Genomic DNA, 26,213 nt, shown 5'->3' with positions numbered 1-26,213 from the left:
CGTGCCTGTCTGCACCGTAGGGCACTCGGGGTGGGCGGTGGGCCCGGTCCGCGGTCAACGCGCCGTTGTCGGCTAGATGGAGAAGTCGTCGTGCGTGCAGACCCGCGCGAGCTCAATCTGACCGCCCGGCAGCATCCAGTAGTGGATGCGCCTGGCCGACGGCGTGCCCGTCTGCAGACTGGCCCGGTATCCCACGGCGCCGTCCGCACGCGTCCGCACCGGGTCGGCCCCGCCCATCCCCGAGCGGAGCCGATGCACCTCGCGCCCGGCCACCTTCGGCGCGACGCCCGTCACGACCTCCACGACCACGTCGGCGACCTTCTCCCGGCTGACCCCCTCGAGGTCGGCCAGTGACTGGATGAACCCCGCACCGATCCCGTACTCCGGCAGCGGCCTGGCGGCCTGCTCTGCGACGGGGGTCCTCGTGGCCCAACGGGCCTGCACGAGGTGACGGAACCCCAGCTCCGGGTCGGCGAACTGCGGCTCCTCCGCGGCCGGTCGGGATCTCTTTCCCCGGGCTTTCCGCAGCTCGGTCCGTGACCTGGCCAGCCCGTTCTCCGCGCGGTCGCGCTCGGCCTCGACCTTGTTGATCACGTACCGCAGCTGGCGGATCTCGTCGGAGTTCGCCTCGGCAAGCGCCCGCGCCTTCTCGGCCTCGGCCTCCAGCGTGGCGATCCTCGTTTTCAATGCAGTGATCTGCAGCAGCAGCTGCTGACGGGTGTCGCTGGGGGCCTCCGGAGGCGTCGCGACGATAGGGGGTGTCGACGGTGGACGCGGCACCGGGCCGGGCGTGGCGGGCCTCGCGGCGGGTGTCCCGGTGGGGCGGCGGCCGAAGATGGCGGGCGTCGGCGGGGCCGGCGCGGCGGGGGCCTCGGGCTCCGGTTCGGCGACCGCTGGCTCCGGTTCGATCGGCTCCTGGGCCGCGGGCGGTGCCTGCGCCGGCATCGCGACCGTGGGTGGCGTCTCGACGTCGAGCGTCGGCAGCTCCTCGACGAGCCAGGGAGGGCCGCCCGTGAGCAGCGCAGGGGCCGGGGCGACGGGCTCGTCGTCGTCCACGTCCGCCATCGTCAGGCACCACGACGGCCCAGTGGCCGTCACTCGGGCCCGGACCACCTCGTCGAGGGACATGAGGGTGCGCAGGTCGTCGGCCTCGTTGGTGGTCACCGCCGCGCGCAGGACGGCAACCCGCACCTCGGGCTGGGCGGTCTTCGGGTACAGGACCAGCTCGGCCTTGCCGTTGCGGACCATCGCCACCCGCGCGAGCACGACGTCGCCGATCCCGTAGCCGGCCAGGGCCTCCTCGGCCGGGCGCAGCCCGCCCCGGACGTCGACGCGGCCCGCCTCGGGGTCGTACAGCCCCGAAACCTGCTGACCCACCGTGAGGAGCCGCTCGATGCGCACGCCTGGGACGGTCAGCTCCTCCGCGATCGTGGCGCGCAGCCCCTGGCTGAGGTCGACGATGCCGCGGCCGGAGATGACACCCGTCACGATTCCGGCGACGGGACGCGCCTGTGCGACTGGCTGCAGGAGGCCGGCGTCGGCGGCCATGCGCAGCGCGTCCGAGATGAGCTTGTCGGTGGCCCATTCACCGTCGGCCGGGTTGAAGGCGAAGCGCAGCGGCGACCTCCGCGGGTTGGAGGTCCATTCGTGCCCGACGGGGTAGACGCGCCCGGCGCCGCCGTACACCTGGGTCTCGTCGGCCATCTGGTGGGCGAAGGCCCAGCTGATGTCGCCCGTCGGCATGAGGTAGACGTCGGCGAGCGAGCCTGCCTCCTGCGCGATCCGCTGGGGGTCGATCCACGGCCGCTCCTGCCCCGACGAGGTGGTCACCACCACGACCGGCTTTCGGCGCGTCGCCCCGTTCAGCAGGTCGGCGAGTTGGGATGCGGACTGCTTCGACGTGACGAGCTGAACTGTGGCCATGGAACGACGGTAGCTGGACGCCCCGACGCTGTTTCGGCTTGGCGGAATCTGGACGCAGCTTCCGTGCGGAGAGGGTCGACGAGCAGATCCTCCTGTTCATCGACGGTGCGAACGGTCACAAGGCCGGTGTCGCCCGACGACAAGTGTGTCGTGCTCATCGCGTCAGGGAGGGGGAGGGTCAGCTGTCGGTCGAGGGAGCGGCGCCGGGCTGCTGGCCACCCTGGCCGCCGCCGCGCTGGCCGCCGCCGTCTCCGCCCGGCTGACCGCCGCCGGTGCCTCCACCCTTGCCCATGCCGCCGCCGACGTTCGACTCGCCCTCGGTGACCGTCCCGGACTCCGTGCCCGCGACCTTGACGGTGTAGGTGCCGCCGTCGGCGACGTCGGCCGACGAGTAGAACACCATGCCCGCCTGCTTGGGCGAGGTGACGCTGGCGACGGTGGTGCCGTCGGAGTCCACGACGTCGACCTGCTGGCCGGCCGCGATGTCGGCGGTGGTCGCGACCCAGTTCTGGGTCGACGAGTCGTCGGGGGTCTGCGCCATGCCGGTGCTGCCGACGCCGATGATCGTGCCTCCTGTCACCAGGAACGTGCCGTTCGCGTCGAACGTGCCGTTGCCGCTGTTCGTGGGCCCGTAGACGGTGATCGTGCCGCCGCTGAACGTCAGCGACCCGTTGGAGTCGATGCCGTCGCCGTCGGCGTTGACCGTGACGGTCCCGCCGGCGATCTCCACGGTCTCGCCCGTGTCCTGGTCCATTCCGCCACCCATGCCCTGCTGGGTGGTGTCCGTGCTCGTGTCGGTGGTGCCGACGTCGCCGGAGCCGTTGATGCCGTCGTCGCTGGAGGTGATGTCGACGGTCCCGCCGCTGACGAGGATGTCGTTGCCCTCGAGGCCCTCCACCGACCTGGTCACGGTGACGATGCCGTCGCTGATCTGGGCGGTCAGGTCCGCGTGCACGCCGTCGTCGCCAGCCGAGAGGCTGAGCTCGCCGCCCGTGATGCCGATCGACCCGTCGGAGCCGATGGCGTCGTCGGCTGCGTCGACGGCGATGGTCCCGCCCGCGACGATCGTAACGGTGCCCGAGTTGAGGCCCTTTGCGGTGTTCTCGTCAGAGGCCTGGTCGGCCCCGCCGCCCGCGGTGATGGTGATGGTGCCGTCCTCGACGACGACGTCGGTTGCCGCCGAGATCCCGTCGTCGCCGGCGGTCGCGTCGATCGTGCCGCCCCGGACCCAGACCCAGCCCTTGGTCTCGTCGTCGTCCTTGTCGCTCTTGAGGGCGTCGCCGCCGACGGTCAGGCTCAGCGTGCCCCCCTCGACGACGAGCGCGTCCTTGCCGACGAGGGCGTCGTCGGCGGCGGTCACGGTAATGGTGCCGCTGAGCACGACGAGGTCGTCCTTGCTGGTGATGCCGTCGTTGCCGTTACCGGCGACACTCAGCGATCCGGTGCCGCTGAGGGTCAGGTCGGCGTCGGACCAGATGGCCGCGTTGGCGTCGGCGTCGTCGGCGTAGCCGGAGGCGTCCGAGACGGCGTTGGTGCTGCCCTCGGCGAGGTAGATGGCGGCGTCGTCGGCCGAGGTGACGGAGATAGCCGGGCCGGCGTCGTTGGTGATCGTCGCGCCGTCGAGGATCAGGACGACCCGGTCGTCCTCCCCGGCGGCCACGACGACGCCGCCGGTCAGCGATCCGGTCAGCCGGTAGACCCCCGCTGCGGTGATCGTGACGGTGCCGTCCTCGGCGGTGACGCCGTCGGCCTCCGTGGTGGCCGAGGTGCCGGACAGCGTGATGTCGGCGGCGTCGTCGGCGGACCACTCGTCGTCGTTCACGGTCGTCGGGTCGGAGTTGGCCGCGACGACGGCGTCGGCCGTCAGGGTGGTGTCGACGGTCGCGGCGTTCGTGGTGGAGGAGGTGCCGCCGCCCGAGGCCGACGACGACGAGGCGTCGGAGGCCGCGGTGCAGCCGGAGATGGATCCGGCGAGGGCGAGGACGGCGATGGAGGCGATCAGACGGCGGCGCACAGCTGCTCCTTGGAGGTGTCGGGGGTGAACGGGCCGCGCAGGAGGCGCGCCCAGCGGTTGTGGGGGAGTTCGGGCCGCAGCGCGGCGAGCCCGGTGGCGAACTTGCTGACCGGCTGCGGTCGGCACCGCGCGCGCCACAGGAGGCGGTCGACGTCGGTGGCTGCGGACCGCGACTTGGTCTCGACGATCACGAGATCCGGGAGGTCGAGGCTGCGCCCGTCGGGCAGCATCCAGTTGAGATCGGTGTCGATCGTGATGCGGCCGTCGTCCGGGGCGAGCAGCGTCGCGCGGCGGTAGCGGGTGGTGATGGCGACGTGCAGGTCGTCGGCGCTCTCGGCGCGCTGGCCGAGCATGTCGAAGGCGTCCGACGCGAACGCGCGGCCCTCCTTCGACAGCGCTCCGCGACGGATCCACTGGTAGCCGATCCGGTCCTTGACCGTCACGTCGTTGCCGCCTCGGGTCTTGACCTCCAGGAAGCTGGTGCGCGACTCGACGTAGGTTCGGGTGCGGACCTTGATCCTCACTCGCCTCGACTGCGCGCTCATCCGGTAGCTGAGCAGGTCAGGTGTGTCGAAGTACACGGTCTCGTAGGCGCTCTGTCGACGCCCGTCAATTTCGAGGACGCGCATCCGGGGATCCAACGCCCGCACGAAGGCGTCCGCGCCGTCGCGATCGAGCACGTACTTGCGGTCGATGCGGGTCAGCATCTCGGCGTCCTCGTTGAGCTCGTCGAGCGTCACGTCAGGGAAGGTTGCGAGGGGGAGGGAGAACATCAGGCGACCTTCCGGAGCTGGGCCGAGCCGCTGGCGGCGCGGCGGCGCGTGGTGTAGCGGGCCTCCACCAGCGTGGTCTCGTTGACGAAGTTGACCTCGATCACGGTGACGCCGGTGACGGCAAGGCCGAGGCGCTGCTCCAGCTCGGACCTCAGCTCCGCCTGGTCCGTGATGGCGCGGTCGAGGCGGATGGTCTGGGAACCGGCGGACGCGAGCAACCCGGGGTGGTCGGCGACGAACATCACGAGCAGGATGAGGGCGACCAGCACGATCGGCACCGTGATGTCGGTGTGGGGCAGACCCGAGATCAGGCCGATCGCCAGGGCCGAGAAGTAGTAGGCCACCTCCCGCTGGCTGATCTCGGAGGACCGCAGTCGGATGATCGACAGGACGCCGAACAGGCCGAGCCCGACTCCCATCGCCACCTCGGCGGAGCCGAGGACGGTCGTGACGGCGAGCACGCCGACGTTGACGCCGAGGAACGCGACGACGAGGTCACGTCGGTGGTGCCGGGGGAAGAACAGTCCGAAGACGAGGATCGCGGCGGCCACGAGATCGATTGCGATGAGGGTGAGGGAGGTGGTGGTCACGGTCTTCTGCTTCCGGTTCGGGTCAGGTCGATGTGACTACTACATCCGCCGAAGCTGTGAGTCGCTTGTGAGACCAGGCAGGGTGGTCTGTGCGTTATCCCACCCTCGGGGAAACGGGCGATGCGCGGCTGATTGGATGCTCTCGACCAAGGAGGTTTTTCAGTGAACGACTCCCGACTGACCAAGCTCAGTGCCTGGGCCATGGGCCTGGTCTTCGTCACGATCCTGCTCGGCTCGATGGTGTGCGCCACCGACTCGAGTTCCACCTGCCCTGCGTGGCCGGCGTGCTATCCCGATCAGATCGCCCCGCAGCTGCAAGTCGGCTGGCTCGAGAACCCGGTCATCGAGTTCGTGCACCGCGCGATCGCCTTCGCCGGTCTCGTCCTGACCGGGCTGACCGGCTGGTTTGGCCGCAGACACCCCGACGGCCGGGTCCGCGTCCTGCCGTGGGTCGCGCTCGGTTGCGCCGTCGGCTCCGCCGTCTTCGGGATGATGATCATCCTGTTCACCCTGCCGCTGCTGCTCGGGCTGCTCGACCTCGGCCTCGCGCTCGTCGCACTCCTGCTGACCACCACCACCTACCTGGCGTTGCGCAGGGGCGAGATGCTCGCCGACGCCGTGCCCACCCGCCGCCTCGCGGGCGGCGCGTTCGCGTTGCTGGTGGTCATGCACCTGCTGGGGAGCGTCGTCGCCGGCACCACCGCCACGGGGACAGGGTCGTTCACGCGCTGCCTTAGCTGGCCGCTGTGGACCATGGTCGAGATCGACGGGTCCCCGGCGCTGCAGGGCCTGCGCATGGCGATGGCCGTCGTCGCCGCCGGCGCGATCATCGCTCTGGCCGAGCGGGTCCGTCGCGCCGGCGCGGGCGGGCTGGCCCTCGCACTGGTCGTGTCCCTCATTGTCGAGCTCGGCCTCGGCATGATCATCCTCGGCGCGGGGATCGACGCGGGCCAGACCAACGGCATCCAGGCGACGATCGCCGTCGGTTACTCCGTGACCGCCGTCGTGATCATGTGGTGCGTCGCGTTCGCCTTCGCCCGCGCGATGCCTCGACCCACAGGGCATTCTGCTGCAGCATCCGGCGCCGCAGCGACTCGTAGATAGGACGTCCCGGCAGCAGGGTGGCCGCGAACATCGCGGCCGCCGCTGCCAGGAACATGGGCGTGGTCAACGAGGTGGCCGCCGTCATTTCCAGGATCAGGACGATGCCCGTGAGCGGCGACCCGACGGTCGCCGTGAACAGGGCGGCCATGCCGACCACCGCGAACGTGGCGGGGGAGATGCCTCCCACCAGCGGCGCGGCCACGGCATGGAACACGACGCCCCAGACAGCGCCGACCGCCAGCGTCGGAGCAAAGAGTCCGCCGGGTGCCCTGGTCGAGTACGACAGAGGTCCCGCCACGAAGCGGACGGCCATCAGCAGGAGCAGCCCGCCCAGAGCGGGGGCCGGCACGTCGATGACCCACTGCGCCGCAGCCTCCCCTCCGCCGCCGTACAGGGGATCGGTGTACAGCAGCGCGCCGACGATCGCGCCGACGATCGCCGCCCATGCAAGCGAGGGGATCCGCGTCCGGTCCGCGAACCGCAGCAGCGCCATGTTCAGCCAGTTGTAGCCCATGCCCAGCAGCGCGGTCAGCCCGCCGAACAGGATGAACACCCACAGCTGCACAGGATCCGGCGTGACCTGCCTGGCGACCTGGAAGACAGCCTCATCGGCGATCAGGTAGTGCGACGTCGCCACCGCGATGCAGGTGCTGACCAGCGTGATCAGCACGACCCGGGCCCGGAACGAGCGGGTGATCTCCTCGATGGTGAACAGGGCGCCGCCGATCGGCGCGTTGAAGGCGACGGCCAGGCCCGCGCCTCCGACCGTCGTGTAGAGGAGTTTGCGTTCGTACTCGCCCAGCCGGAACCAGCGACCTACCTCCGCGCCGATGGTGGCGCCGATGTGCACGCTCGGCCCCTCCCGGCCCAGCACCAGCCCGGACCCGATGGCGGCGATGCCGCCCACGAAGCGGGCCGGCAGCACTGCGCGGCCGGGGAGTTCCTCCTCCTCGAGCCAGACCGCCTTGACGTCCTGGATCCCGGAACCGGACGCGCGTGGCGTGGCCATCGCCAGAGCCCGCCCGGCCATCGCCAGTAGCGCCACCGCCGCGCACAGCGCGCCCAACCCCAACGGACCCATGTCGCGGGCCAACGCCAGCCCGGTGCCAAGTCGGCGCTGAGCCCACTCGAGCGCCCACCGGAAGGCGCCACCCACGAGCCCGATGCCGATGGCGGCGCAGATGGCTGCCGCGGTGAACACGACCAGCTGACGCCTGGACGCGAAGGGATCCGATGATGCTCCGAACTTCACAGCCACGGCGCGAGACTCTACGCCGTCCATGTCGTCACGCCCGTGAGCACGTCTACTACCGCGAATCGTTGACGGTTGCAAACAGCGTGGGAGACGGGCCGCAATGTGTGGAGGGGACCGAAGCCACTCACTGAAGGTGCTTGAATGACCCCATCATGTTGCAGCTCCCGGCGGCCAAGGGCCGCCTGGAGCCATGAAACGGGAGTAGAACCATGAACCTTCGTCGTCGAACCCTGCTGGGTGCCACCGCCGCGGTGGCAGCCGTCGGCGCCACGACCGCCTGTTCCGCCAAGCCGGGCGGCTCCGGCGGCTCGGCCGTCACCGGGGACACCATCAAGGTGGGCGTCAACTACGAGCTCTCCGGCGCAGTCGCCACCTACGGACAGGCCTCCGTCGACGGCATCACGATGGCCATCGACGAGATCAACGCCGCCGGCGGTGTGAACGGCAAGAAGCTCGAGATCATCTCGTACGACAACAAGTCGGACGCGGCCGAGGCCACTACCCTGGCGAACAAGCTGTTCACGCAGGACAACGTCCTCGTCGGCATGGGACCCGCCACCTCCGGCAACTTCAAGGCCATCATCCCGGTCGCGAACAAGAACGGTGTTCCCGTGGTCTCGGGTTCGGCCACCGCCGACGACGTCACCTGGGACGGGTCGACCGTCCAGGAGTACGCCTTCCGCATCTGCTTCAACGATTCGTTCCAGGGCACGATCATGGCGAAGTTCGCGGCCGAGAACCTCGGCGCCAGCAGCGCGGTGATCATCAAGGACAACTCGAACGACTACTCGAAGGGCCTCGCGGACGCCTTCACCACCGAGTTCGAGAATCAGGGCGGCACGATCGTCACCTCCGAGGCGTACGTCGCCGGTGACACCGACTTCAACACGATCCTCACCCGCATCAAGGGACAGAGCTTCGACGTCATCTACCTGCCGGGCTACTACTCGGAGGCCGGCCTGATCATCAAGCAGGCCCGTGACCTCGGCATCACCGCCCCCTTCCTCGGCGGCGATGGCTTCGACTCCCCGACGCTGCTGGAGCTGGCCGGCGCGTCGGCGCTGAACGACGTCTACTTCACCAACCACTACTCGTCGATCGACGAGGACCCGACGGTCCAGGACTTCATCAAGGCGTTCAAGGAGGCCAAGGGGGCCGAGCCGAGCGCGTTCAACGCGCTGGGCTACGACGTCGGCAAGTTCGTCGCGGACGCCATCTCCCGCGCCTCCGAGCTGACGGGTGACGCGGTCCAGAAGGCCATGGCAGAGACCAAGGGCTTCGTCGGCGTCACCGGCACGTTCGACATGGACGAGCACCACAACCCCGTCAAGACCATCCTCGTGATCGGTCTGAAGGACGGCGTGCAGGACTCCAGCGAGAAGGTCGGCTGACCGTTCCTCTTCGTCCGATTCCACGCCCGACGCGGCCGGGGCAGCGCCCCGGCCGCGTCGGGTCACCAGAAGGAGGTGGCCCGTGACAGAGTTCCTGCAGCAGCTCATCAACAGCCTGTCGCTCGGCAGTATCTACGCGCTCATCGCGCTCGGCTACACGATGGTCTACGGCATCATCAAACTGATCAACTTCGCCCACGGCGACGTGTACATGGTCGGCGCCTACGTCGGCTACGCCTGCATGACACATCTGCACCTCGGCTTCTTCGAGTCGCTGATCGCGGCCATGATCATCTGCACGATCCTCGGCGTACTCATCGAGCGCGTCGCCTACCGGCCGCTGCGCAACTCCACCCGCATCGCGGCGCTCATCACCGCCATCGGCGTCTCGTTGCTGATCGAGTACACGATGATGTACTTCGTGGGCGCCGACCCGCGCGCCTACCCGGAGATGCCTGACTACCTGACGGGCTCCTTCGCGGTGGGCGGCGTCATCATCCGCAACCAGCAGGTCATCATCATCGGGGTGGCCGTCGTGCTGATGATCGCCCTGCAGTTCATCGTCAAGAAGACGAAGATGGGCAAGGCGATGCGGGCGGTGTCGCAGGACCCCGACGCAGCGAGGCTGATGGGCATCAGCGTTGACAGGACGATCTCCTTCACGTTCGCGATCGGCTCCGCCTTGGCCGGCGCAGCAGGCGTGCTCGTCGGCGTGTACTACAACTCGATCAACCCCCTGATGGGCATCATCCCCGGACTCAAGGCGTTCGTCGCCGCGGTCTTCGGCGGCATCGGCATCATCCCGGGCGCACTGATCGGCGGCTATGTCATCGGCGGCGCCGAGACGCTGGTCAGCAGCATCGGCTACTCGCTGTTCAAGGACGGGGTGGTCTTCGCCATCCTCATCCTCATCCTGATCGTCAAGCCGACCGGTCTGCTGGGCAAGAACGTCAAGGAGAAGGTCTGATGAAAACCCTCAAGCCCATGTTCTGGCGGGCACTGCCGTTCATCGTCGCCTACGTGGTGGTGCTGGCGCTCATCTCGGCCGGCGTGATCAACGACTACATCTTCGCGATCATCGTCACGATCTGCATCAACATCATCCTCGCCGCCAGCCTGAACCTGGTGACCGGCTTCACCGGCCAGTTCTCGCTGGGTCATGCGGGTTTCATGGCGCTCGGCGCCTACACCTGCGCGCTGATCACGATGCACTTCGACTCCGTGTTCGGCTTCGCGCTCGGCATCCTCGGCGGCGCCGTCGTCTCGGCCCTCGTGGGGGCGCTGGTCGGGCTTCCGACACTCAGGCTCCGCGGCGACTACCTGGCCATCGCGACCCTCGGCATGGCGGAGATCATCCGCGTCATCCTGCTGAACCTCGGTATCACCAACGGCGCGGCGGGCCTGTCCGGCATTCCGCAGTACGCCGACTGGAACTGGGTGTTCGGGCTGACCGCAGTGACGCTGATCGTGCTGTGGAACTACATCCGCAGCTCGCACGGCCGTCGTGCCATCGCCGTCCGCGAGGACGAGATCGCGGCCGAGGCCATCGGCATCAACACCACCGCGGTCAAGGTGCAGGCCTTCACGATAGGGGCGTTCTTCGCGGGGATCGGCGGCGGCCTGTACGCCACCTACTTCTACGTCATCAAGCCCGACCAGTTCGGGTTCCTGAAGTCGATCGACATCCTCGTCATCGTGGTGCTCGGCGGCCTCGGCTCGCTGTCCGGCACCGTCGTGGCGGCGATCGTCCTGGCCCTGGTCTCGACGGTGCTGGCGGACTTCTCCGACATCCGCATGATCATCTACTCCCTGATCCTCGTGCTGATCATGATCTTCAGGCCCGGCGGCCTGATGGGCTCGAAGGAGATCACCGACACCGTGCTCGGCAAGGTGTTCCGGCGCAAGGAGGCGAAGGCATGAGCCTGCTCGAGGCGACAAAGCTCACCCGTAACTTCGGCGGACTGACGGCCGTCTACGAGGCGGATCTGCACATCGACGCCGGCGAACTGGTCGGCCTGATCGGGCCGAACGGCGCTGGCAAGACGACGCTGTTCAACCTGCTCACCGGTGTCTACCCGCCGTCATCGGGCACCATCACGCTGACGATCGACGGGAAGACCGAGGACATCGGCGGGCGCAAGCCGTACCGGATCTGCGCGGCCGGCGTCGGGCGCACCTTCCAGAACATCCGCCTCTTTAAGGACCTCTCGGTCCTGGACAACGTGGCAACCGCGCTGCAGCAGAACCTGCCCTACCCGCTGTTCTCCGCGCTGTTCCACATCCCACCCTTCGGCGCCACCGAGCGGCGCATCCGGTCCGAGTCGCTCGAACTGCTCGAGGTCATGGGGCTTGGAGGCAAGGCCAACGAGCTGGCCCGCAACCTCTCCTACGGCGAGCAGCGCCACCTGGAGATCGCCAGGGCCCTCGCCACCCGCCCGTCGCTGCTGCTGCTCGACGAGCCGGCGGCCGGCATGAACCCGTTCGAGACCGCCGAGCTGACCGCGTTGATCGCGAAGCTGCGCGCAGACTTCGGGCTGACAGTCCTGCTCATCGAGCACGACATGAGCCTGGTGATGAAGATCTGCGAGCGGATCTACGTCCTCGACCACGGCATCGTGATCGCATCGGGCACACCCGACGAGGTCCGCAACAACCCCAAGGTCATCGAGGCCTACCTCGGAGGAGAGGAAGTCGGCAATGCTTGAGGTGCGTGACCTGCAGGTGCACTTCGGCGTCATCAACGCCATCAAGGGCATCTCCTTCGACGTCCCCGCCGGCGAGATCGTGACGCTGATCGGCGCCAACGGCGCGGGTAAGACGACGACCCTGCGGACGTTGTCGGGTATCAAGAAGCCCACCGCAGGCACCGTCACGCTCGACGGGCTGGACATCACGGGCCTGTCCGCCCAGGACAGGGTCCGCCGCGGGATGTCGCACGTGCCCGAGGGACGCCGGATCTTCCCCGACATGACGGTGATGGAGAACCTCGAGCTCGGCGCGTTCCTCCGCAGGGACGTCGTGCAGTCCGACCTCGACGAGATCTTCACCCGCTTCCCGATCCTCGCGGAGCGACGCCGTCAGCTGGCCGGCACACTCTCGGGCGGCGAGCAGCAGATGCTCGCCATGGGGCGGGCGCTGATGGCCAAGCCGAAGATGCTGCTCCTCGACGAGCCGTCGATGGGACTCGCGCCGCTGCTGGTGCAGGAGATCTTCGACATCATCATCTCCATCAACCAGGCGGGCACCACCGTCCTGCTCGTCGAGCAGAACGCCAACATCGCGCTGCAGATCGCCCACCATGCCTACGTCATGGAGACCGGCTCGATAGTGTTGTCCGGAGAGGCGAAGGCCCTCGCGCAGACCGACGAGGTCAAGCGCGCGTATCTCGGAGGCTGAGAAGAACATGCTCGTCAAGACGCGGATGACCGCCACTCCCTTCACGGTGACGTCGGCGACGAAGATCCCGGAGGCGCTGGAGGTGATGACCTCCAACGGCGTGCGCCACCTGCCGGTGGTGGATGAGGGACGCGTCACCGGCGTCATCTCGAAGAACGACATCGCGGCCGCCTCACCGTCGAAGGCGACCACGCTCAGCGCGCAGGAGGCCACCTACCTCATCGCGAAGCTCACCGTCGGCAAGGTCATGAGCAGGCCGGCGATCACCATCGGCCCCGACACCCTCCTGGAGGAGGCCGCGGTGCTGATGCGCGACGAGAAGATCGAGATCCTGCCCGTCGTGGCGGACGGCGCGCTGGTCGGCGTCATCACGGAGTCCGACCTGCTCGACGCCTACATCGACATCCTCGGGTTCCGTGACCCCGGGACCCGGCTGACGATCGAGGCGAAGGACGAGCCCGGGGTTCTTTCGCTCCTGACCGGCATCACGGCCAAGCACCAGGCCAACATCTCGCACCTCGCCGTGCACCGCGGCCAACTCGACCACAGCATCGTCGTGGTCGGTCTCAACACGCCGAACACCGCCGCGATCGAGGAGGAGCTCACGTCGGCCGGCATGCGCATCCTCCGCAAGCTGGTCAACCCGCGACACCCCTGACGGCCCGTGAGGGTGGGCCCGGCGTGGAGAATCACTCCATGTCGGGCACGCTTGTGCGGGCATCGGTGTAGGGGACTCCCGTCAGCTCCAGCAGGTCGACGATCATGGAGCGCAGCTGGGCGAGCAGGACCGTCGTCGACAGGCCGGCGCCGAGATCGAGGTGCGACGTCTTCTCTCCGAGGGCGCCCAGTGCCGGGCGCTGCGACTCGGGCGTCCGGCGCGCGAACAGCTCCGCCGCGCACTCGTCTGTCACCTGGGCCAGCTCCTCGATGAGCTCGAGGTAGGCGGCGGGGATCGCCTCGTCGCGGTACACCGCCACGGCGGCCCGGCGGGCCATGACGCGCAGATTCCGGATGAAGCGGTCCAGCGGCACCACCAGGTCGGCCACCTGCAGGACTGCCGTGCGATGGCGGCGCAGGAAGGGAGAGGTGCGCACCACCGAGACCCCCTCGTTCGACGCGGTCAGCAGGGCCGACAGCTGGGCCTCCGAGGCGCGGGCCTGCTCGAGGGCCCCGTCGGCGGCGGTGGCATCGGTGTCCCGCAGGGCCGCGACAATCGAACGGAGCGTGCCCGCGGCCCCGTGCAGCACCTTCGCCGCGAGCATGCGCGGCCGGTCGATGGGGGTCGTCGGCGCGACGGTCGCGAACAGCAGCGCGACGGTGCAGCCGACAAGCGCGTCCTGCCAGCGGGCCAGACCGGCGTTGATGCCGGGGTACACGGTGAGCACCGTCGCGGCCTGCACCGCCGCCTGCGTGACCATGATCGTCCGGGCCCCGAGCCACGTCGCGATGGACATCGCGACGAAGATCACGAGCATGATCTGCCACACGCCGGTGCCGAAGAAATGCACGAAGAGATCCCCGCAGAACACCCCGACCGTGACGCCGATCGCGACTTCGACCACCCGACCGAGACGCTGGCCGAAGGAGAAGCCGAGGCAGATGATCGCTGCGACAGTGGCCAGGAACGGGGCCTCGTGGCCCAGCACATATCTGGAGAACCCCCAGGAGATGCCTGCGGCCACGGAGATCTGGACGATCATGAACAGCCACGCGCGCCATCGCCCGACCCGGCGCACCTGCGAGGCCCAGCCGGCCTTTGCCGTGCGCTCCGACGCGTCGAAGGCCCGCAGGGAGGCTCGGACGATGCTGCGGCCCGTCGACTGCCAGAGGGGATTGCGCTCGGGTGTGCTCACGGTCCCATCGTGCCCCTTCATCGAGTTCGTCCGCACGCCCGCGGACGGCCGTGCCCCCCGATGGTCGAAGCTCAACGATGCCGAGGGCTAGACTGTGCTCGCCGTAGTCACCGCGGAAGGAACCGAAGACCATGCGCCATACCCGACGACTGGTCGGCCTGGTGGTCGCGCTCATGCTGACCATCACCGCAGCAGCCTGCTCGAGGCCGGACTCGCAGGAGGAGACCGGGCGCGTCCTGAACATCGGCGCCACCGCCGAGCCGGTCGGGATGGACATGATCACCACGTCCGGCGCGGCGATCCCCTTCGTGCTGCTCTACAACGTCTATGAGACGCTGGTGAAGCTCGACGCCGACGGCAACATCCGGCCGCTGCTGGCCTCCGAGTGGACGGACTCAGCCGACGGCACCGTGTACACCTTCACGCTTCAGCCCGACGCGAAGTTCGCCTCTGGCGCACCCGTCGACGCCGACGCCGTGGTCGCCAGCTTCGAAAGGGCGCGCAGCGACGCGGCCACCGAGCAGATCCGCAGCCAGTGGGACGTCGTAGACACGATCGAGGCCACAGACGCCCACACCGTCACGGTGACGCTGAGGAAGCCGTCGAACCGCTGGCTCTACGACCTGACGGGCTCGGCAGGCATCATCTCCGACCCGACGGCGACCGACCTCGCGACGACGCCGGCAGGCTCCGGCCCCTACAGGTTCGCGTCCTGGGAGCAGGGTTCGCATGTCGAGCTGACGGCAAACGACGCCTACTGGGGGACCGCCGCGCGCTTCGACGATGTGTTCTTCCGCTTCTACAGCGACTCCAACGCCATGACCACCGCCATGCTCAGTTCGCAGCTGGACATCATCTCCAACCTGCCGGTGCCCACCGCCGTCGACCAGTTCTCAGACGCGTCGCGCTTCACTGTCTACGAGGGCAGCAGCCAGGGCGAGGTCGTGCTCGGGTTCAACCAGGAGAACAAGGCGCTGAGCGATCTCAAGGTGCGCCAGGCCATCAACCACGCCATCGACCGGCAGGCGCTGATGGACTCGGTGTGGGGAGGGAAGGGGCAGCTGATCGGCTCGATGGTGCCCCCGACCGATCCCTGGTTCGAGGACCTGTCCGATACCTACGCCTACGACCCGGAGGCTGCCAGGGCGCTGCTGAAGGAGGCGGGCTACGAGGACGGGCTCAGCATCACGCTGAGCGTCCCGACGCTGCCCTACGGTCCGACCTCTGGTCGCTTCATCGTCGCGCAGCTGGCCGAGGTCGGCATCACGGTCAAGCTGGAGGAGCTCGAGTGGGCCCGCTGGCTCGACCTCGTCTACACCAAGCACGACTACGACATGACGATCGTGGCCCACGTCGAGCCACGCGACATGCGCGCGTTTGCCACCGAGGGCAACTACTGGAACTACGACAACGAGCAGTTCAACGAACTCCTGAGGCAGGCCGACGAGGGCACCGTCGAGGACCAGACGACCAAGCTGAAGGAGGCGGCCCGAGTGCTCGCCGACGACGCCGCCGCCGACTGGCTGTTCCTGCTGCCCAACATCGTGATCGCCACCACCGACATCTCCGGGATCCAGGCGAACCAGGTGTCCATGTCGTTCGACCTGACCACGTTGGCTGCGAGGAACTGAGCCGATCGTGACCACGCTTCGTCGCGTGGCGGTCCGCCTCGCGTGGCTCGTGGCGTCGCTCCTGCTCGCCTCGCTGCTCATCTTCGCGGCCACCAACGCGCTGCCCGGCGACATCGCCCAGATCGTGCTGGGTACCAACGCGTCGGCGGGGGAGGCCGACGCGCTGCGCGAGCAGCTCGGGCTCAACCGCCCCTTCCTGGCCCGCTACGCCGAATGGCTGCTCGGCGCCCTGCACTTCGACTTCGGCACGTCGTATATCTCCGGCCGCGCCGTGGCCCCGCTGATCGCCTCGCGCTTCGAGGTGTCGTTCTGGCTGATCGCCTTCGGCATGCTCCTCGCGATCGTCATGGCCGTGCCCGTGGGCGCCTACGCGGCCGTCCGACGGCGGCACGCCGACGGGGCGGTCGTCTCGGCGCTCAGCCAGGTCGGTCTTGCGGTCCCGGCGTTCTGGGCCGGCATCTGGCTGGTAATCATCTTCGCGGTCAAGCTGCAGTGGCTCCCGTCCGGCGGCTACGTGTCCTACTGGGACTCCCTCGGCCAGTGGGCCGTGCACCTCGTGCTGCCCGTGCTGTCGCTGGCGGTCGTCCAGGCCTCTGTCATCTCCCGGTACGTCCGCAGCTCGGTCATCGAGGTCACCGGCGAGGACTACTTCCGCACCGCGCGGTCCGTCGGCTGGTCCCGCTCCGGCGCGCTGTGGCGCCACGGGCTGCGGAACATCGCCATCTCGCTGCTGACCGTGATCGGCCTCCAGCTGGCCACGTTGCTGGTGGGCGCGATCATCATCGAGCAGGTCTTCGTGCTGCCAGGGCTCGGGTCCCTGCTTCTGCAGGCCGTCGGCCAGCGGGACCTCGCGGTCGTGCAGGCGGTCGTGCTACTGCTCGTCTGGGCCGTGCTGTTGATCAACTTCCTGGTCGACGTCGCCTACCAGGTCGTCGATCCCCGGCTCCGGCGCACCGCGGAGGCGCCGGCATGAGACGCGCCTCGCTCTACATAGGGATCACCTGCATCTCGCTGGTCATCCTGCTCGCCGTTGCCGGCCTGATCTGGACCCCGTACGACCCGACGGCCGTGAGCACCGAGCGCCTGCTTCCCCCGGGCTGGCCGCACGTGCTCGGCACCGACGGCTTCGGGTCCGATGTGCTCTCGAGGATCATGAGCGGCGCCCGGATCTGCCTGCTGGTCGGCATGCTGTCGGTCACCGGGGCAGCGGTCATCGGCGTGCCTCTCGGGGTGTTCGCCGGCATGACACGGGGCTGGGTCAGCGAGATCCCCTCGCGGCTGGCGGACATCCTCTACGGCTTCCCTGCGCTGCTGCTCGCGATCCTGTTCGCGGCCGCGGTGGGCGGATCGACGTGGACGGCGATGCTCGCCATCAGCGTCGCCACCATCCCGGCCTTCGTGCGGATCGCCCGCGCCGCGACCCTCCAGGTGATGAGCCAGGCCTACATCGAGGCCGCCAGGCTGTCCGGCACGCCGACGCTCAGCATCGCGTGGCGCCACGTGCTGCCCAACATCGCGCCGGTGCTCGGTGTGCAGGCGTCCGTGAGCTTCGGCATCGCGATCCTCGCGGAGGCCGGGCTGAGCTACCTGGGCCTGGGCTCGGGCGCCGACCAGCCCACCTGGGGCCGCATGCTGCGTGAGGCCCAGGACTATCTCTTCAACGCCCCCGAGTTGGCGCTCTGGCCCGGCCTGGCGATCGCAGTGGCCACGCTCGGCTTCAACCTGCTCGGCGACGGGCTGCGCGACCTGCTCGACCCCAAGCTCCGGGAGGTCGCATGAGCTACCTCGAGGTCGATGACCTCACCATCTCGTTCGGCCGCCGCAACATCGTGGCCGTCGACGGCGTGTCCTTCTCCGTGGAGCGCACCGAGCGCCTCGGCATCATCGGCCAGTCCGGCTCCGGCAAGTCGGTGACCGCGCTCGCGATCATGGGGCTGCTGCCCGAGCACGCCCACGTCACGGGGTCGATCCGGCTCGAGGGGACTGAGCTGATCGGCATGCCGGAGCGCGAGCTGAGGCACCTGCGCGGCAACGAGCTGTCCATGGTCTTCCAGGAGCCGATGACCGCACTGGACCCCACCATGCGGGTCGGCCGGCAGATCGGCGAGGTCGTCGCGCTTCACCACGGGGAGCACCACGGCTCGATCCGCGGCGAGGTAATCGAGTGGCTGGGCCGCGTCGGCATCCGACAGCCCGAGCGCATCGCCGACTCCTACCCGCACGAGCTGTCCGGCGGCCAACGACAGCGGGCCCTGATCGCGATGGCGCTGGCCAACCGGCCGGGCCTCGTGATCTGCGACGAGCCCACCACCGCGCTGGACGTGCTGGTGCAGAGGCAGATCCTCGCGCTGCTGCGCGACGAGCTGGCGGACCGGGCGTCGATCTTCGTGTCCCACGACCTCGCCGTCGTGCGCGAGGTGTGTCCCCGCGTCGCCGTCATGCTCGACGGCCGGATCGTGGAGACCGGCGACATCGAGGCCCTCATCGAGGACCCGCAGCACCCGTACACGCGGGGCCTGATCGCGTCGGCCCGCATCGACCGCGTCGCGCCGGGGGACCGGTTGCCGAGCGTCGCCGACTACTACCGGCCCGAGGAGCAGGCATGAGCCTCGTCGAGCTCCGCGGTGCGAGCGTGACCTTCCACCGAGGCGGGCGGCCGTTCGTCGCGCTGCGACCCACCGATCTCGTGGTGGAACCCGGGGAGCGGTTGGGGATCGTGGGCGGGTCGGGGTCGGGAAAGACCACTCTGGCCCGGCTGATCCTCGGCCTGCAGCACCCGGGCGGGGGAGACGTGTTGTTCCAGGGCCGCTCCATCGTCGGCCTGAAGGAGCGCGACCGTGGGTGGTTGAGGGCCTCGGCCTCCATGGTGTTCCAGGACCCGAACTCGTCGCTGAACCCGCGCATGAGGCTTGCCGACATCATCGGCGAGCCGCTGCGCTCGCCAGTGCTGCGCGGCCGCGGGGACGTCCCCGAGCCGACGAGGGAGAACCTCGAGGCGGCCGTGCGCGGGGTGGGGCTCGACGTCGCCATGCTGGAGCGATTCCCGCATCAGCTGTCCGGCGGGCAACGGCAGCGCGCCGCCATCGCGCGGGCGCTGATCTCCGACCCGCTGATGCTGGTTGCCGACGAGCCCGTCTCCGCGCTGGATGTCTCGGTCCGGGCCCAGGTGCTGAACCTGCTCACCACCCAGGTGCGTGAACGGTCGCTCGCGCTGATCCTGGTCAGCCATGACCTGGCCGTCGTGCGGCACCAGTGTCAGCGGCTGATCGTCGTGCAGGACGGCGTCGTCGTGGAGCAGGGGGGCGTGCAGGCCGTGCTCGACGACCCTCGTCATCCCTACACGCGCGATCTGATCGACGCGTCCCTGTCCCTGTGACAACCCGACGTCGTCGGCCGCGGGCGCGGTGGGCAGCGCTGAGGGTTCCCACCTCCGCCGAGTAGACTGCCAGGCTGTGAAGGCACTGCTACTCGAGAACATCCACTCCGACGCCGTCAAGACCCTCACCGCCCGCGGTTTCGAGGTGGTCACCCACCCAGGGGCGATGAACGAGGACGAGCTGATCTCCGCGTTGCAGGGCGTGGACTACCTCGGCATCCGATCGCGCAGCTTCGTGACGCGTCGGGTGCTCGACAATGCGCCCGGCCTCAAGGGGGTGGGTGCCTTCTGCATCGGGACGAACCAGATCGACCTCGACGCCGCCACCGAGAAGGGCGTCGCGGTCTTCAACGCCCCGTACTCCAACACCCGCTCTGTCGTCGAGCTCGCGATCTGCGAGATCATCGCCATGGCACGCCACCTGACCGACCGGAACCGTGACATGCACGCCGGCGTCTGGAACAAGTCGGCGGCCGGCTCGCACGAGGTCCGCGGCCGCACGCTGGGCATCGTCGGATACGGCAACATCGGCTCGCAGCTGTCTGTGGTGGCAGAGTCGCTCGGCATGCGCGTCTACTTCTACGACGTTGCCGACCGCCTCGCGCTCGGCAACGCGCAACGCGTCGACTCGCTCGAGGAGCTGCTCGGCGTCGCCGAGACCATCTCGCTGCACGTCGACGGCCGGGCCGAGAACAAGGGCATGTTCGGCGCGGAGCAGTTCGCGCAGATGCGCCCCCGTGCGCTGTTCCTCAACCTGTGCCGCGGGCCCGTGGTCGACCTCGACGCGCTCCACGACAACCTCGTCAGCGGCAAGGTGGCGGGCGCCGCCCTGGACGTGTACCCGTCTGAACCCAAGACGAAGGACGAACCCTTCATCTCGCGCCTGCAAAACCTGCCCAACGTCATCCTGACGCCCCACATCGGCGGTTCGACGCAGGAGGCCCAGGTCGACATCGGCCGTTACGTGGCCGGCAAGCTGGCCGACTACGAGGACCTCGGTTCGACCTCGATGGCCGTCAACCTGCCCGACGTCACAGCCGGCCTCAAGCCCGCCGCCCGCGTCGTGCACCTGCACCACAACGTGCCCGGCGTGCTGGCCCGCCTCAACTCGGTGCTGGCCGAGTACAACATGAACATCGGCTCGCAGACGCTGTCGACCAAGGGCCAGGTCGGCTACGCGGTCACCGATGTCCACGGGGACAACATCGACGGCCTGCTTCACCGACTGGAGCAGCTGCCGGAGACCATCCGCGTCCGCGTCCTCTGACGTCACACCGCGCATAACGGCCGGCCGCCCACGAATGGGCGGCCGGCCGTTTCGCGTGGTCGCTCAGGCGCGCGCGAGGTACTCCAGCACGCGATCGTGCAGCAGGCCGTTCGTGGCGAGTGCCCCGGGGCCGCCGACGCCGTCGACGCCGTCGAGATTGGTGAAGCGGCCGCCTGCCTCCCGCACGATGATGTCCAGCGCTGCCATGTCGTGCAGTTCGAGGTCGGGCTCGCTGGCGATGTCGACGCTGCCCTCCGCGACGAGCATGTAGCTCCAGAAGTCGCCGTAGGCCCGGGAGCGCCACGCGTCGTGCATCAGGTTGATGAAGCCCTGGCCGCGGCCCGACGTGACCCACTCGGGGATCTCGGAGTACGACAGCGACGCGTCGGCGACCTCGGAGACTTGGCTGACGCGGATCTCCGTGGCGTTGAGGATCGAGCGGCCCGTGTAGGCGCCGCCGCCCTCCGATGCCCACCAACGGCGTCCGAGCGCCGGGGCGGAGACGACGGACGCCACCACCCTGCCCTCGACCTCCAGCGCGATCAGCGTCGCCCAGACCGGCACACCCCGGACGTAGTTCTTCGTGCCGTCGATCGGGTCGACGATCCAACGCCTGACCGAATCGCCGGTGTCGCTGTACTCCTCGCCGTGCACCGCGTCCCGCGGGCGGGTACGCGCCAGGGTCCGTCGGACGGCCTCCTCGACGGCGGTGTCGGCCTCGGTCACCGGCGTGTTGTCGGGCTTGGACTTCACCCTCAGATCGAGGGCCTTGAACCGACTCATCGAGAGCGAGTCGGCGTCGTCGGCCATGAGGTGCGCCAGCCGCACGTCGTCGGTGAGGTCCTTTGATTGAGCCATGTGACAAACCTACCGGCCCCCGCAGTGCCGCGTCAGCCGGGCCGCGATGAGCACGACACACTTGTCGTCGTCAGGTGAGCGTTCACATCGGCGGTTTCTGGCGACGAGCAGGAGGATGTGCTCATCGCGACGGGGTCAGGCGAACGCGCGCTCCATGCGACGGAACGACGCCAGCCGTTCGGGGGAGAGACGGCCCTCGGCGACGGCGTCGTCGAAGGCGCAGTCGATGGCCGTCGAATCGTGGCGGCAGCCGCGCGGGCAGTCCTCGGCCAGCTCTGCCAGGTCGGGGAAGGCGCCGACGACCGAGTCCGGGCTGACGTGGCTGATCCCGAAGGACCGCACCCCGGGCGTGTCGATGATCCACCCTCCGCCCGGAAGCTCCATGGCGAGCGCCGACGTCGACGTGTGGCGCCCCTTGCCCGTCAGTTCGCTGACGGCCGCGGTGGCGCGGTGCGCGTGGGGGACCAGCCGGTTTACCAGTGTCGACTTGCCGACCCCGGAGTGGCCGACGAACACGGTCACCCGGTCGGCAAGGGCCTCAGCGACGGCGGTCAGGTCCGAGCCGGGCTCGGTCACGAGGATCGGCACGCCCAGTGGGCCGTAGGCCTCCTGCAACTCGTCGGGGCTGGCCAGATCCGCCTTGGTGAGGCACAGGACGGGGTCGATGCGGGCGTCGTAGGCGGCCACGAGGATCCGGTCGATCATGCCGACGCGGGGCTGCGGGTCGGCCAGCGCCGTGACGATGAACAGCTGGTCCGCGTTGGCGACGATCGGCCGCTCGAAAGTGTCCGCGTCGTCCGCGCTGCGCCGCAGCATGGTGGATCGGGGCAGGACCTCGACGGCACGGGACAGCGTGCCCTCGGCTCCGCTGACGTCGCCGTCGAGACGGACCATGTCGCCGACGATGATCCCCTTGCGGTCGATCAGGCGCCCGCGCACCGCTGTGACATGGCGGTCGCCGATCAGGCAGCGGTAGCGGCCGCGGTCGATGGAGACCACCCGTGCGACGGGCAGATTCGAGTAGTCGGGGCGGTCCTTCGTGCGTGGCCGGCTGCGGCGCTTCGGCCGGTCGAAGCCCTCGTGGTCGTCGGTGCGGATGCTCACGAGACCAGCCCCGCCCAGTCGACGGGGAAGTGCGGCATCGTCTTGCCGACGCACGCCATGTCGTCGATGGTCGAGCCTTCGGCGACGAGCGCGAGCAGTGCGGCGAAGTGCACCATGCGGTGGTCCGCGTACGCCTCGAAGGCCGCCGCCCGCGGCGTCCCGCCCAGGATCGTGAGCCCGTCGGGGGTCTCCTCGGCGTCGATGCCTGCGCGACGGAGCTCTCGGGTCAGCGCGGCGAGCCGGTCCGTCTCGTGACCGCGGATGTGCGCGACGCCCCGGATGGTCGTCCGGCCCGACGCGAGCGCGCCGAGCGCCGCGACAACCGGGGTCAGCTCGGAGGCGGCAGTGAGGTCGACGTCGATGCCGTGCAGTGGCGTGGAGCCGACGACCGCCACCTCGCCCGCGTGGCGCTCCACCGTGGCGCCCATGGCGGAGATGACGTCGAGGAACAGCGCGCCGGGCTGCAGGCTCTGCGCCGGCCAGCCGGGCACTGTGACCCGGCCCCCCGTCACCGCGGCGGCTGCGAGGAACACCGACGCGTTGGTGAGGTCGGGTTCGACGGTGCTGTCCAAGGCCCTGAGCCCGCCCGGCGCGACGACCCAGGTCCGCTCGTCGGGCGTCTCGACGGTGGCGCCGCGGGCCCGCAGCATCGCCACCGTCATCGCGATGTGCGGCAGCGACGGAAGCCGCTCGCCGGTGTGCCGGAGCGTGAGGCCGCGCGGCAGGCGCGGCGCGATCAGCAGCAGCCCGGAGACGAACTGGCTGGAACCCGACGCGTCGATCTCCGCCCGGTTGCCCAGCGTCTCGGGCGGGTCCACGCGGAACGGGAGCGAGTCTCCGTCCACAGCAGCGCCCAGCTGCCGCAGCCCGTCTAGGAGGGGACCCATCGGCCGCTCGCTCGCGTGCGGATCGCCGACGAAGGTCGAAGCGCCGTCCGCCAGGGCGGCGAGCGGTGGCACGAAGCGCATCACCGTGCCGGCCAGGCCGCAGTCGATTCGGTCAGCGCCGGTGAACTGCGGCGGTGGAGTGACCACCAGCGCCGGCCCGTCGGGGACCACCGAGACGCCCAGTGCGCGCAGGGCGTCGATCATCAGGCGGGAGTCCCTCGAGTCGAGGGCGCCCGTAACTCTCGACGGGCCGTCGCCCAGCGCCGCCAGCAGCAGGGCACGGTTGGTCTCGGACTTCGACCCGGGGACGACAAGCCCCCCGGTCACGGGTGCCGCCGCGAACGGCAGCGCCGTGGTCATCGGGAGGTCACCGCATCGAGCTTCTTCCCGAGCTTCTTCGCCTCACGCCTGGCCTGCCTGGCCACCTTCTTGGTCTTCTTCTCGGCCTTGGCCGAGAGGGACTTCGCGGCCTTGGAGACGTCGTCGCTCACGTCGGACGCCCTCCGCCCAGTCGCCTTCGCGGCCTGGTCCGCCCGGTAGGACAGGCTCGGCCTGCCCTGGGTGTCCATGGCCGCGAGCGCGGTCGCACCCAACAGGGCGGCCCCGCGGAGCACGTCGCCGCGTGCGGACTCCTTCGCGGCCGCGGGGGCGTTCCGCTCCGGCCATGCCGCGACGAGGTGGGCAGCGCTCGTCGCCGTCAGGAGCCCGGCGCCGAGCCGACGACCCAGCCCGGTGGCGAACATGGCGCCTCCGACGATCTGTGCCGCGCCGATCATGCGCACCCAGGTCTCGGTGTTCTCGGGCACGCTGGAGGCCAGGTGGGCAGGCACGACGCGCTGCACCAGCGGCGCGATCGTGCTGGTGAGTCGCTCCGCGTCGGGCGCGATCTCCGCGGGGTGCGCGACGGCCCTGACGCCGTCGGCGATGAACTGGCCTGCGAACAGGCTCCGGGCAACGAATCGCAACAGGCTCATGTGGCCACACTACTAGTGAAGGGCGCTGCACTAGGGTGGAAACATGTGTGGGCGGTACGCAGCGTCGGCCTCGGTGGAAGAGATCGTCGAGGAGTTCGACATCGACTTCATCGACGACGGCGTGCCCGCGGTATGCGGGCCCAGATACAACATCGCGCCGACCGACCAGATCCCCGCGATCGTCGAGCGGGCCAGCGACGGCGAGGTCACCCGCAAGCTCGTCCCCGTCCGCTGGGGGCTCGTCCCGGGCTGGGCCAAGGCACCCACCGCGACGATGATCAACGCCCGTGTGGAGACCGTCACGTCGAAGCCGTCGTTCCGCAAGGCGGCGAGCGCGCGACGCTGCCTGCTGCCGGCGCTGGGCTACTACGAGTGGCGAGAGGAACAGCCAGCCGGCGGAGGGAAACCGGTCAAGCAGCCCTGGTTCTTCGCCCCGCCCGTCGGGCCCCTCGTCATGGCGGGCCTCTACGAGTTCTGGAAGGGCCCCGACGGGTGGCTCGCGTCGGCGACCGTCATCACGACCGAGGCGACCGACGCCGTCGGCTGGGTGCACGACCGCATGCCGATGACCGTGCCGGCGGACAGCTGGGACGACTGGCTCGATCCGGGCCTGACGGACGCGGCGGCCGCCGTCGCGCTGTTGACGCCGCCGGTCGACCTGTCCCACCGCAAGGTGTCGAGGGCCGTCAACCGCGTGGGAACGGACGGTCCGGAGCTCATCGCAGAGGTGGCGTGACGCGGGAATAACCCGCGAGGCGGTCCTGTTGCACCTGGCATGCGAGCCACCCAGTTGATCCCCGGCGTCCTGGTCGACGCAGGGTCGATTGTGTCCGAAGCGCTAGAGTTCATCTCGATGGACGAGCAGGAGACTTCGGCGTCGCTGGACGCGCAACTCGACGACGCGCAGGCCGCGGCGTTCGAGGAGGAGGCGCTGAGCTATCTCGACAAGCTGTACGCCGCCGCGCTGCGCATGACGCGCAACCCCGCGGACGCGGAGGACCTGGTGCAGGACACCTACGCGAAGGCCTTCACCTCGAGGCACACCTTCACCATGGGGACGAACCTCAAGGCCTGGCTGTACCGCATCCTCACCAACACCTACATCAACGCCTACCGCAAGGCCCAGCGGGCCCCGCAGTCGAGCGGTGACGAGGAGGTCACCGACTGGCAACTCGCGCGCGCCGCGTCCCACGACGCCACGGGCCTGCGCAGCGCCGAGATGGAGGCCCTCGACCAGACGCCTGACGCTGCCGTAGCGGAGGCCGTCGCGCGGCTTCCGGAAAACTTCCGGATGGCCGTCCTGCTGAGCGACGTCGAGGGTTTTTCGTACAAGGAGATCGCCGAGATCATGGGAACCCCCATCGGCACCGTCATGAGCCGCCTGAACCGCGGCCGCTCCCAGCTGCGCGACATGCTGGCTGACTACGCCCGCGAACAGGGCATCGGCACCCGGAAGGGAGGCCGGTGATGTCCGCGCCGTCCCACGACCACGACGAGATGGACGAGTGCGTCGCCGCGCTCGCCCGGGTCCACGCGTTCCTGCACAGCGAGCTGGTGGAGGCCGACGCGGACGTGATTCGCGTACACCTGCACGCCTGTGAGCGATGTATGGAGAACTACGAGATCGAGTCAACCATCACCGAGATGATCCAGCGCAGCCAGCCCGAGGAGAAGGCTCCCGACACGCTGCTGGCCCGGGTCTCGACGATGCGCATCACCCGTCGTTTCTGAACCCACCTCGCCCAGGCCCCCGCAGTCATGCGGGGGCTCAGTTGTGTCATCACCGTTCCGCTCAACTGCTAACTGTGTACAGGTAG

Annotated in this window: 26 protein-coding genes; 16 read left to right on the top strand and 10 right to left on the bottom strand. The window is 69.3% G+C overall.

Annotated features, from left to right (window positions below):
- Positions 1 to 72 precede the first annotated feature (72 nt).
- From QH948_RS08060 to QH948_RS08045, 4 genes are all read right to left on the bottom strand, one after another.
- Positions 73 to 1,923: a BAR domain-containing protein gene (locus tag QH948_RS08060; RefSeq protein WP_281143939.1), complete on the bottom strand. Its 1,851-nt coding sequence runs from the start codon at positions 1,921 to 1,923 to the stop codon at positions 73 to 75.
- Positions 1,924 to 2,101: 178 nt separating this feature from the next.
- Positions 2,102 to 3,937, bottom strand: a complete 1,836-nt coding sequence (locus tag QH948_RS08055; protein WP_281143938.1) for a carbohydrate-binding domain-containing protein — start codon at positions 3,935 to 3,937, stop codon at positions 2,102 to 2,104.
- Positions 3,922 to 4,710, bottom strand: a complete 789-nt coding sequence (locus QH948_RS08050) for a polyphosphate polymerase domain-containing protein (RefSeq protein WP_281143937.1) — start codon at positions 4,708 to 4,710, stop codon at positions 3,922 to 3,924. Before QH948_RS08050 ends, QH948_RS08055 begins: the two co-directional genes overlap by 16 nt.
- Positions 4,710 to 5,300 (bottom strand): DUF4956 domain-containing protein, encoded by a 591-nt coding sequence (locus QH948_RS08045; RefSeq protein WP_219083950.1) that lies wholly within the window; start codon positions 5,298 to 5,300, stop codon positions 4,710 to 4,712. The genes QH948_RS08050 and QH948_RS08045 overlap by 1 nt, the downstream gene beginning before the upstream one ends.
- Before the next feature lie 162 nt (positions 5,301 to 5,462).
- Here QH948_RS08045 and QH948_RS08040 point away from each other — a divergent pair, with 162 nt between their 5' ends.
- Positions 5,463 to 6,404 carry a COX15/CtaA family protein gene (locus QH948_RS08040; RefSeq protein ID WP_281143936.1) on the top strand — a complete coding sequence of 314 codons (942 nt, stop codon included), beginning with the start codon at positions 5,463 to 5,465 and terminating at the stop codon, positions 6,402 to 6,404.
- On the opposite strand, the gene QH948_RS08035 is transcribed toward QH948_RS08040, so the two are convergent.
- Positions 6,310 to 7,662 (bottom strand): chloride channel protein, encoded by a 1,353-nt coding sequence (locus QH948_RS08035; RefSeq protein ID WP_281143935.1) that lies wholly within the window; start codon positions 7,660 to 7,662, stop codon positions 6,310 to 6,312. The genes QH948_RS08040 and QH948_RS08035 overlap by 95 nt on opposite strands.
- 206 nt (positions 7,663 to 7,868) lie before the next feature.
- Between QH948_RS08035 and QH948_RS08030 the strand changes: the two genes are divergently transcribed.
- The 6 genes from QH948_RS08030 (at position 7,869) to QH948_RS08005 (ending at position 13,104) form a co-directional block, all read left to right on the top strand.
- A complete protein-coding gene (locus tag QH948_RS08030) occupies positions 7,869 to 9,050 on the top strand; it encodes an ABC transporter substrate-binding protein (protein WP_281143934.1) in 1,182 nt (393 codons plus the stop codon).
- An 82-nt stretch (positions 9,051 to 9,132) separates the two neighbouring features.
- Complete coding sequence (locus QH948_RS08025) at positions 9,133 to 10,017, top strand: branched-chain amino acid ABC transporter permease (protein WP_281143933.1); 885 nt, start codon at positions 9,133 to 9,135, stop codon at positions 10,015 to 10,017.
- Positions 10,017 to 10,970: a branched-chain amino acid ABC transporter permease gene (locus QH948_RS08020; RefSeq protein ID WP_281143932.1), complete on the top strand. Its 954-nt coding sequence runs from the start codon at positions 10,017 to 10,019 to the stop codon at positions 10,968 to 10,970. The genes QH948_RS08025 and QH948_RS08020 overlap by 1 nt, the downstream gene beginning before the upstream one ends.
- Positions 10,967 to 11,755, top strand: a complete 789-nt coding sequence (locus tag QH948_RS08015) for an ABC transporter ATP-binding protein (protein WP_281143931.1) — start codon at positions 10,967 to 10,969, stop codon at positions 11,753 to 11,755. Before QH948_RS08020 ends, QH948_RS08015 begins: the two co-directional genes overlap by 4 nt.
- On the top strand, positions 11,748 to 12,446 hold the full coding sequence (locus QH948_RS08010) for an ABC transporter ATP-binding protein (protein ID WP_281143930.1): 699 nt from the start codon (positions 11,748 to 11,750) through the stop codon (positions 12,444 to 12,446). The genes QH948_RS08015 and QH948_RS08010 overlap by 8 nt, the downstream gene beginning before the upstream one ends.
- A gap of 7 nt (positions 12,447 to 12,453) precedes the next feature.
- Positions 12,454 to 13,104, top strand: coding sequence for a CBS and ACT domain-containing protein (locus tag QH948_RS08005; protein ID WP_219083958.1), 651 nt, complete (start codon positions 12,454 to 12,456; stop codon positions 13,102 to 13,104).
- Positions 13,105 to 13,135: 31 nt separating this feature from the next.
- Here QH948_RS08005 and QH948_RS08000 read toward each other — a convergent pair whose 3' ends face one another.
- The gene (locus QH948_RS08000) at positions 13,136 to 14,299 is read right to left on the bottom strand and encodes an FUSC family protein (protein WP_281143929.1); all 1,164 of its coding nucleotides are present in this window, start codon (positions 14,297 to 14,299) and stop codon (positions 13,136 to 13,138) included.
- Positions 14,300 to 14,430: 131 nt separating this feature from the next.
- Between QH948_RS08000 and QH948_RS07995 the strand changes: the two genes are divergently transcribed.
- From QH948_RS07995 to serA, 6 genes are all read left to right on the top strand, one after another.
- Positions 14,431 to 15,930, top strand: a complete 1,500-nt coding sequence (locus tag QH948_RS07995; RefSeq protein WP_281143928.1) for an ABC transporter substrate-binding protein — start codon at positions 14,431 to 14,433, stop codon at positions 15,928 to 15,930.
- A 7-nt stretch (positions 15,931 to 15,937) separates the two neighbouring features.
- Positions 15,938 to 16,903, top strand: coding sequence for an ABC transporter permease (locus tag QH948_RS07990; RefSeq protein ID WP_281143927.1), 966 nt, complete (start codon positions 15,938 to 15,940; stop codon positions 16,901 to 16,903).
- The gene (locus QH948_RS07985) at positions 16,900 to 17,709 is read left to right on the top strand and encodes an ABC transporter permease (RefSeq protein WP_281143926.1); all 810 of its coding nucleotides are present in this window, start codon (positions 16,900 to 16,902) and stop codon (positions 17,707 to 17,709) included. Before QH948_RS07990 ends, QH948_RS07985 begins: the two co-directional genes overlap by 4 nt.
- Entirely contained in the window at positions 17,706 to 18,536 is an 831-nt protein-coding gene (locus tag QH948_RS07980; protein WP_281143925.1) for an ABC transporter ATP-binding protein, read from the top strand. The genes QH948_RS07985 and QH948_RS07980 overlap by 4 nt, the downstream gene beginning before the upstream one ends.
- A complete protein-coding gene (locus QH948_RS07975; RefSeq protein WP_281143924.1) occupies positions 18,533 to 19,306 on the top strand; it encodes an ABC transporter ATP-binding protein in 774 nt (257 codons plus the stop codon). Before QH948_RS07980 ends, QH948_RS07975 begins: the two co-directional genes overlap by 4 nt.
- 76 nt (positions 19,307 to 19,382) lie before the next feature.
- Positions 19,383 to 20,573 (top strand): phosphoglycerate dehydrogenase, encoded by a 1,191-nt coding sequence (gene serA / locus QH948_RS07970; protein ID WP_281143923.1) that lies wholly within the window; start codon positions 19,383 to 19,385, stop codon positions 20,571 to 20,573.
- A gap of 63 nt (positions 20,574 to 20,636) precedes the next feature.
- Here serA and QH948_RS07965 read toward each other — a convergent pair whose 3' ends face one another.
- The 4 genes from QH948_RS07965 to QH948_RS07950 all read right to left on the bottom strand — a co-directional run bounded on the left by QH948_RS07965 (position 20,637) and on the right by QH948_RS07950 (position 24,396).
- Complete coding sequence (locus QH948_RS07965; RefSeq protein WP_219083966.1) at positions 20,637 to 21,431, bottom strand: inositol monophosphatase family protein; 795 nt, start codon at positions 21,429 to 21,431, stop codon at positions 20,637 to 20,639.
- A 135-nt stretch (positions 21,432 to 21,566) separates the two neighbouring features.
- Positions 21,567 to 22,535, bottom strand: coding sequence for a ribosome small subunit-dependent GTPase A (gene rsgA / locus QH948_RS07960; RefSeq protein ID WP_281143922.1), 969 nt, complete (start codon positions 22,533 to 22,535; stop codon positions 21,567 to 21,569).
- Complete coding sequence (gene aroA, locus QH948_RS07955) at positions 22,532 to 23,782, bottom strand: 3-phosphoshikimate 1-carboxyvinyltransferase (protein ID WP_281143921.1); 1,251 nt, start codon at positions 23,780 to 23,782, stop codon at positions 22,532 to 22,534. The genes rsgA and aroA overlap by 4 nt, the downstream gene beginning before the upstream one ends.
- A complete protein-coding gene (locus tag QH948_RS07950) occupies positions 23,779 to 24,396 on the bottom strand; it encodes a DoxX family membrane protein (protein ID WP_281143920.1) in 618 nt (205 codons plus the stop codon). The genes aroA and QH948_RS07950 overlap by 4 nt, the downstream gene beginning before the upstream one ends.
- A gap of 73 nt (positions 24,397 to 24,469) precedes the next feature.
- Here QH948_RS07950 and QH948_RS07945 point away from each other — a divergent pair, with 73 nt between their 5' ends.
- From QH948_RS07945 to QH948_RS07935, 3 genes are all read left to right on the top strand, one after another.
- A complete protein-coding gene (locus QH948_RS07945) occupies positions 24,470 to 25,132 on the top strand; it encodes an SOS response-associated peptidase (protein WP_281143919.1) in 663 nt (220 codons plus the stop codon).
- Positions 25,133 to 25,249: 117 nt separating this feature from the next.
- On the top strand, positions 25,250 to 25,864 hold the full coding sequence (locus QH948_RS07940; RefSeq protein ID WP_281146167.1) for a sigma-70 family RNA polymerase sigma factor: 615 nt from the start codon (positions 25,250 to 25,252) through the stop codon (positions 25,862 to 25,864).
- Positions 25,864 to 26,127: a zf-HC2 domain-containing protein gene (locus QH948_RS07935; protein WP_281143918.1), complete on the top strand. Its 264-nt coding sequence runs from the start codon at positions 25,864 to 25,866 to the stop codon at positions 26,125 to 26,127. Before QH948_RS07940 ends, QH948_RS07935 begins: the two co-directional genes overlap by 1 nt.
- Positions 26,128 to 26,213: the final 86 nt, after the last annotated feature.

It is taken from the genome of Tessaracoccus lacteus, assembly GCF_029917005.1.
Lineage (GTDB): Bacteria > Actinomycetota > Actinomycetes > Propionibacteriales > Propionibacteriaceae > Arachnia > Arachnia lactea.
Note: the sequence above shows the minus strand (reverse complement) of the source record. Positions and strands in the feature narration are given on the sequence as shown.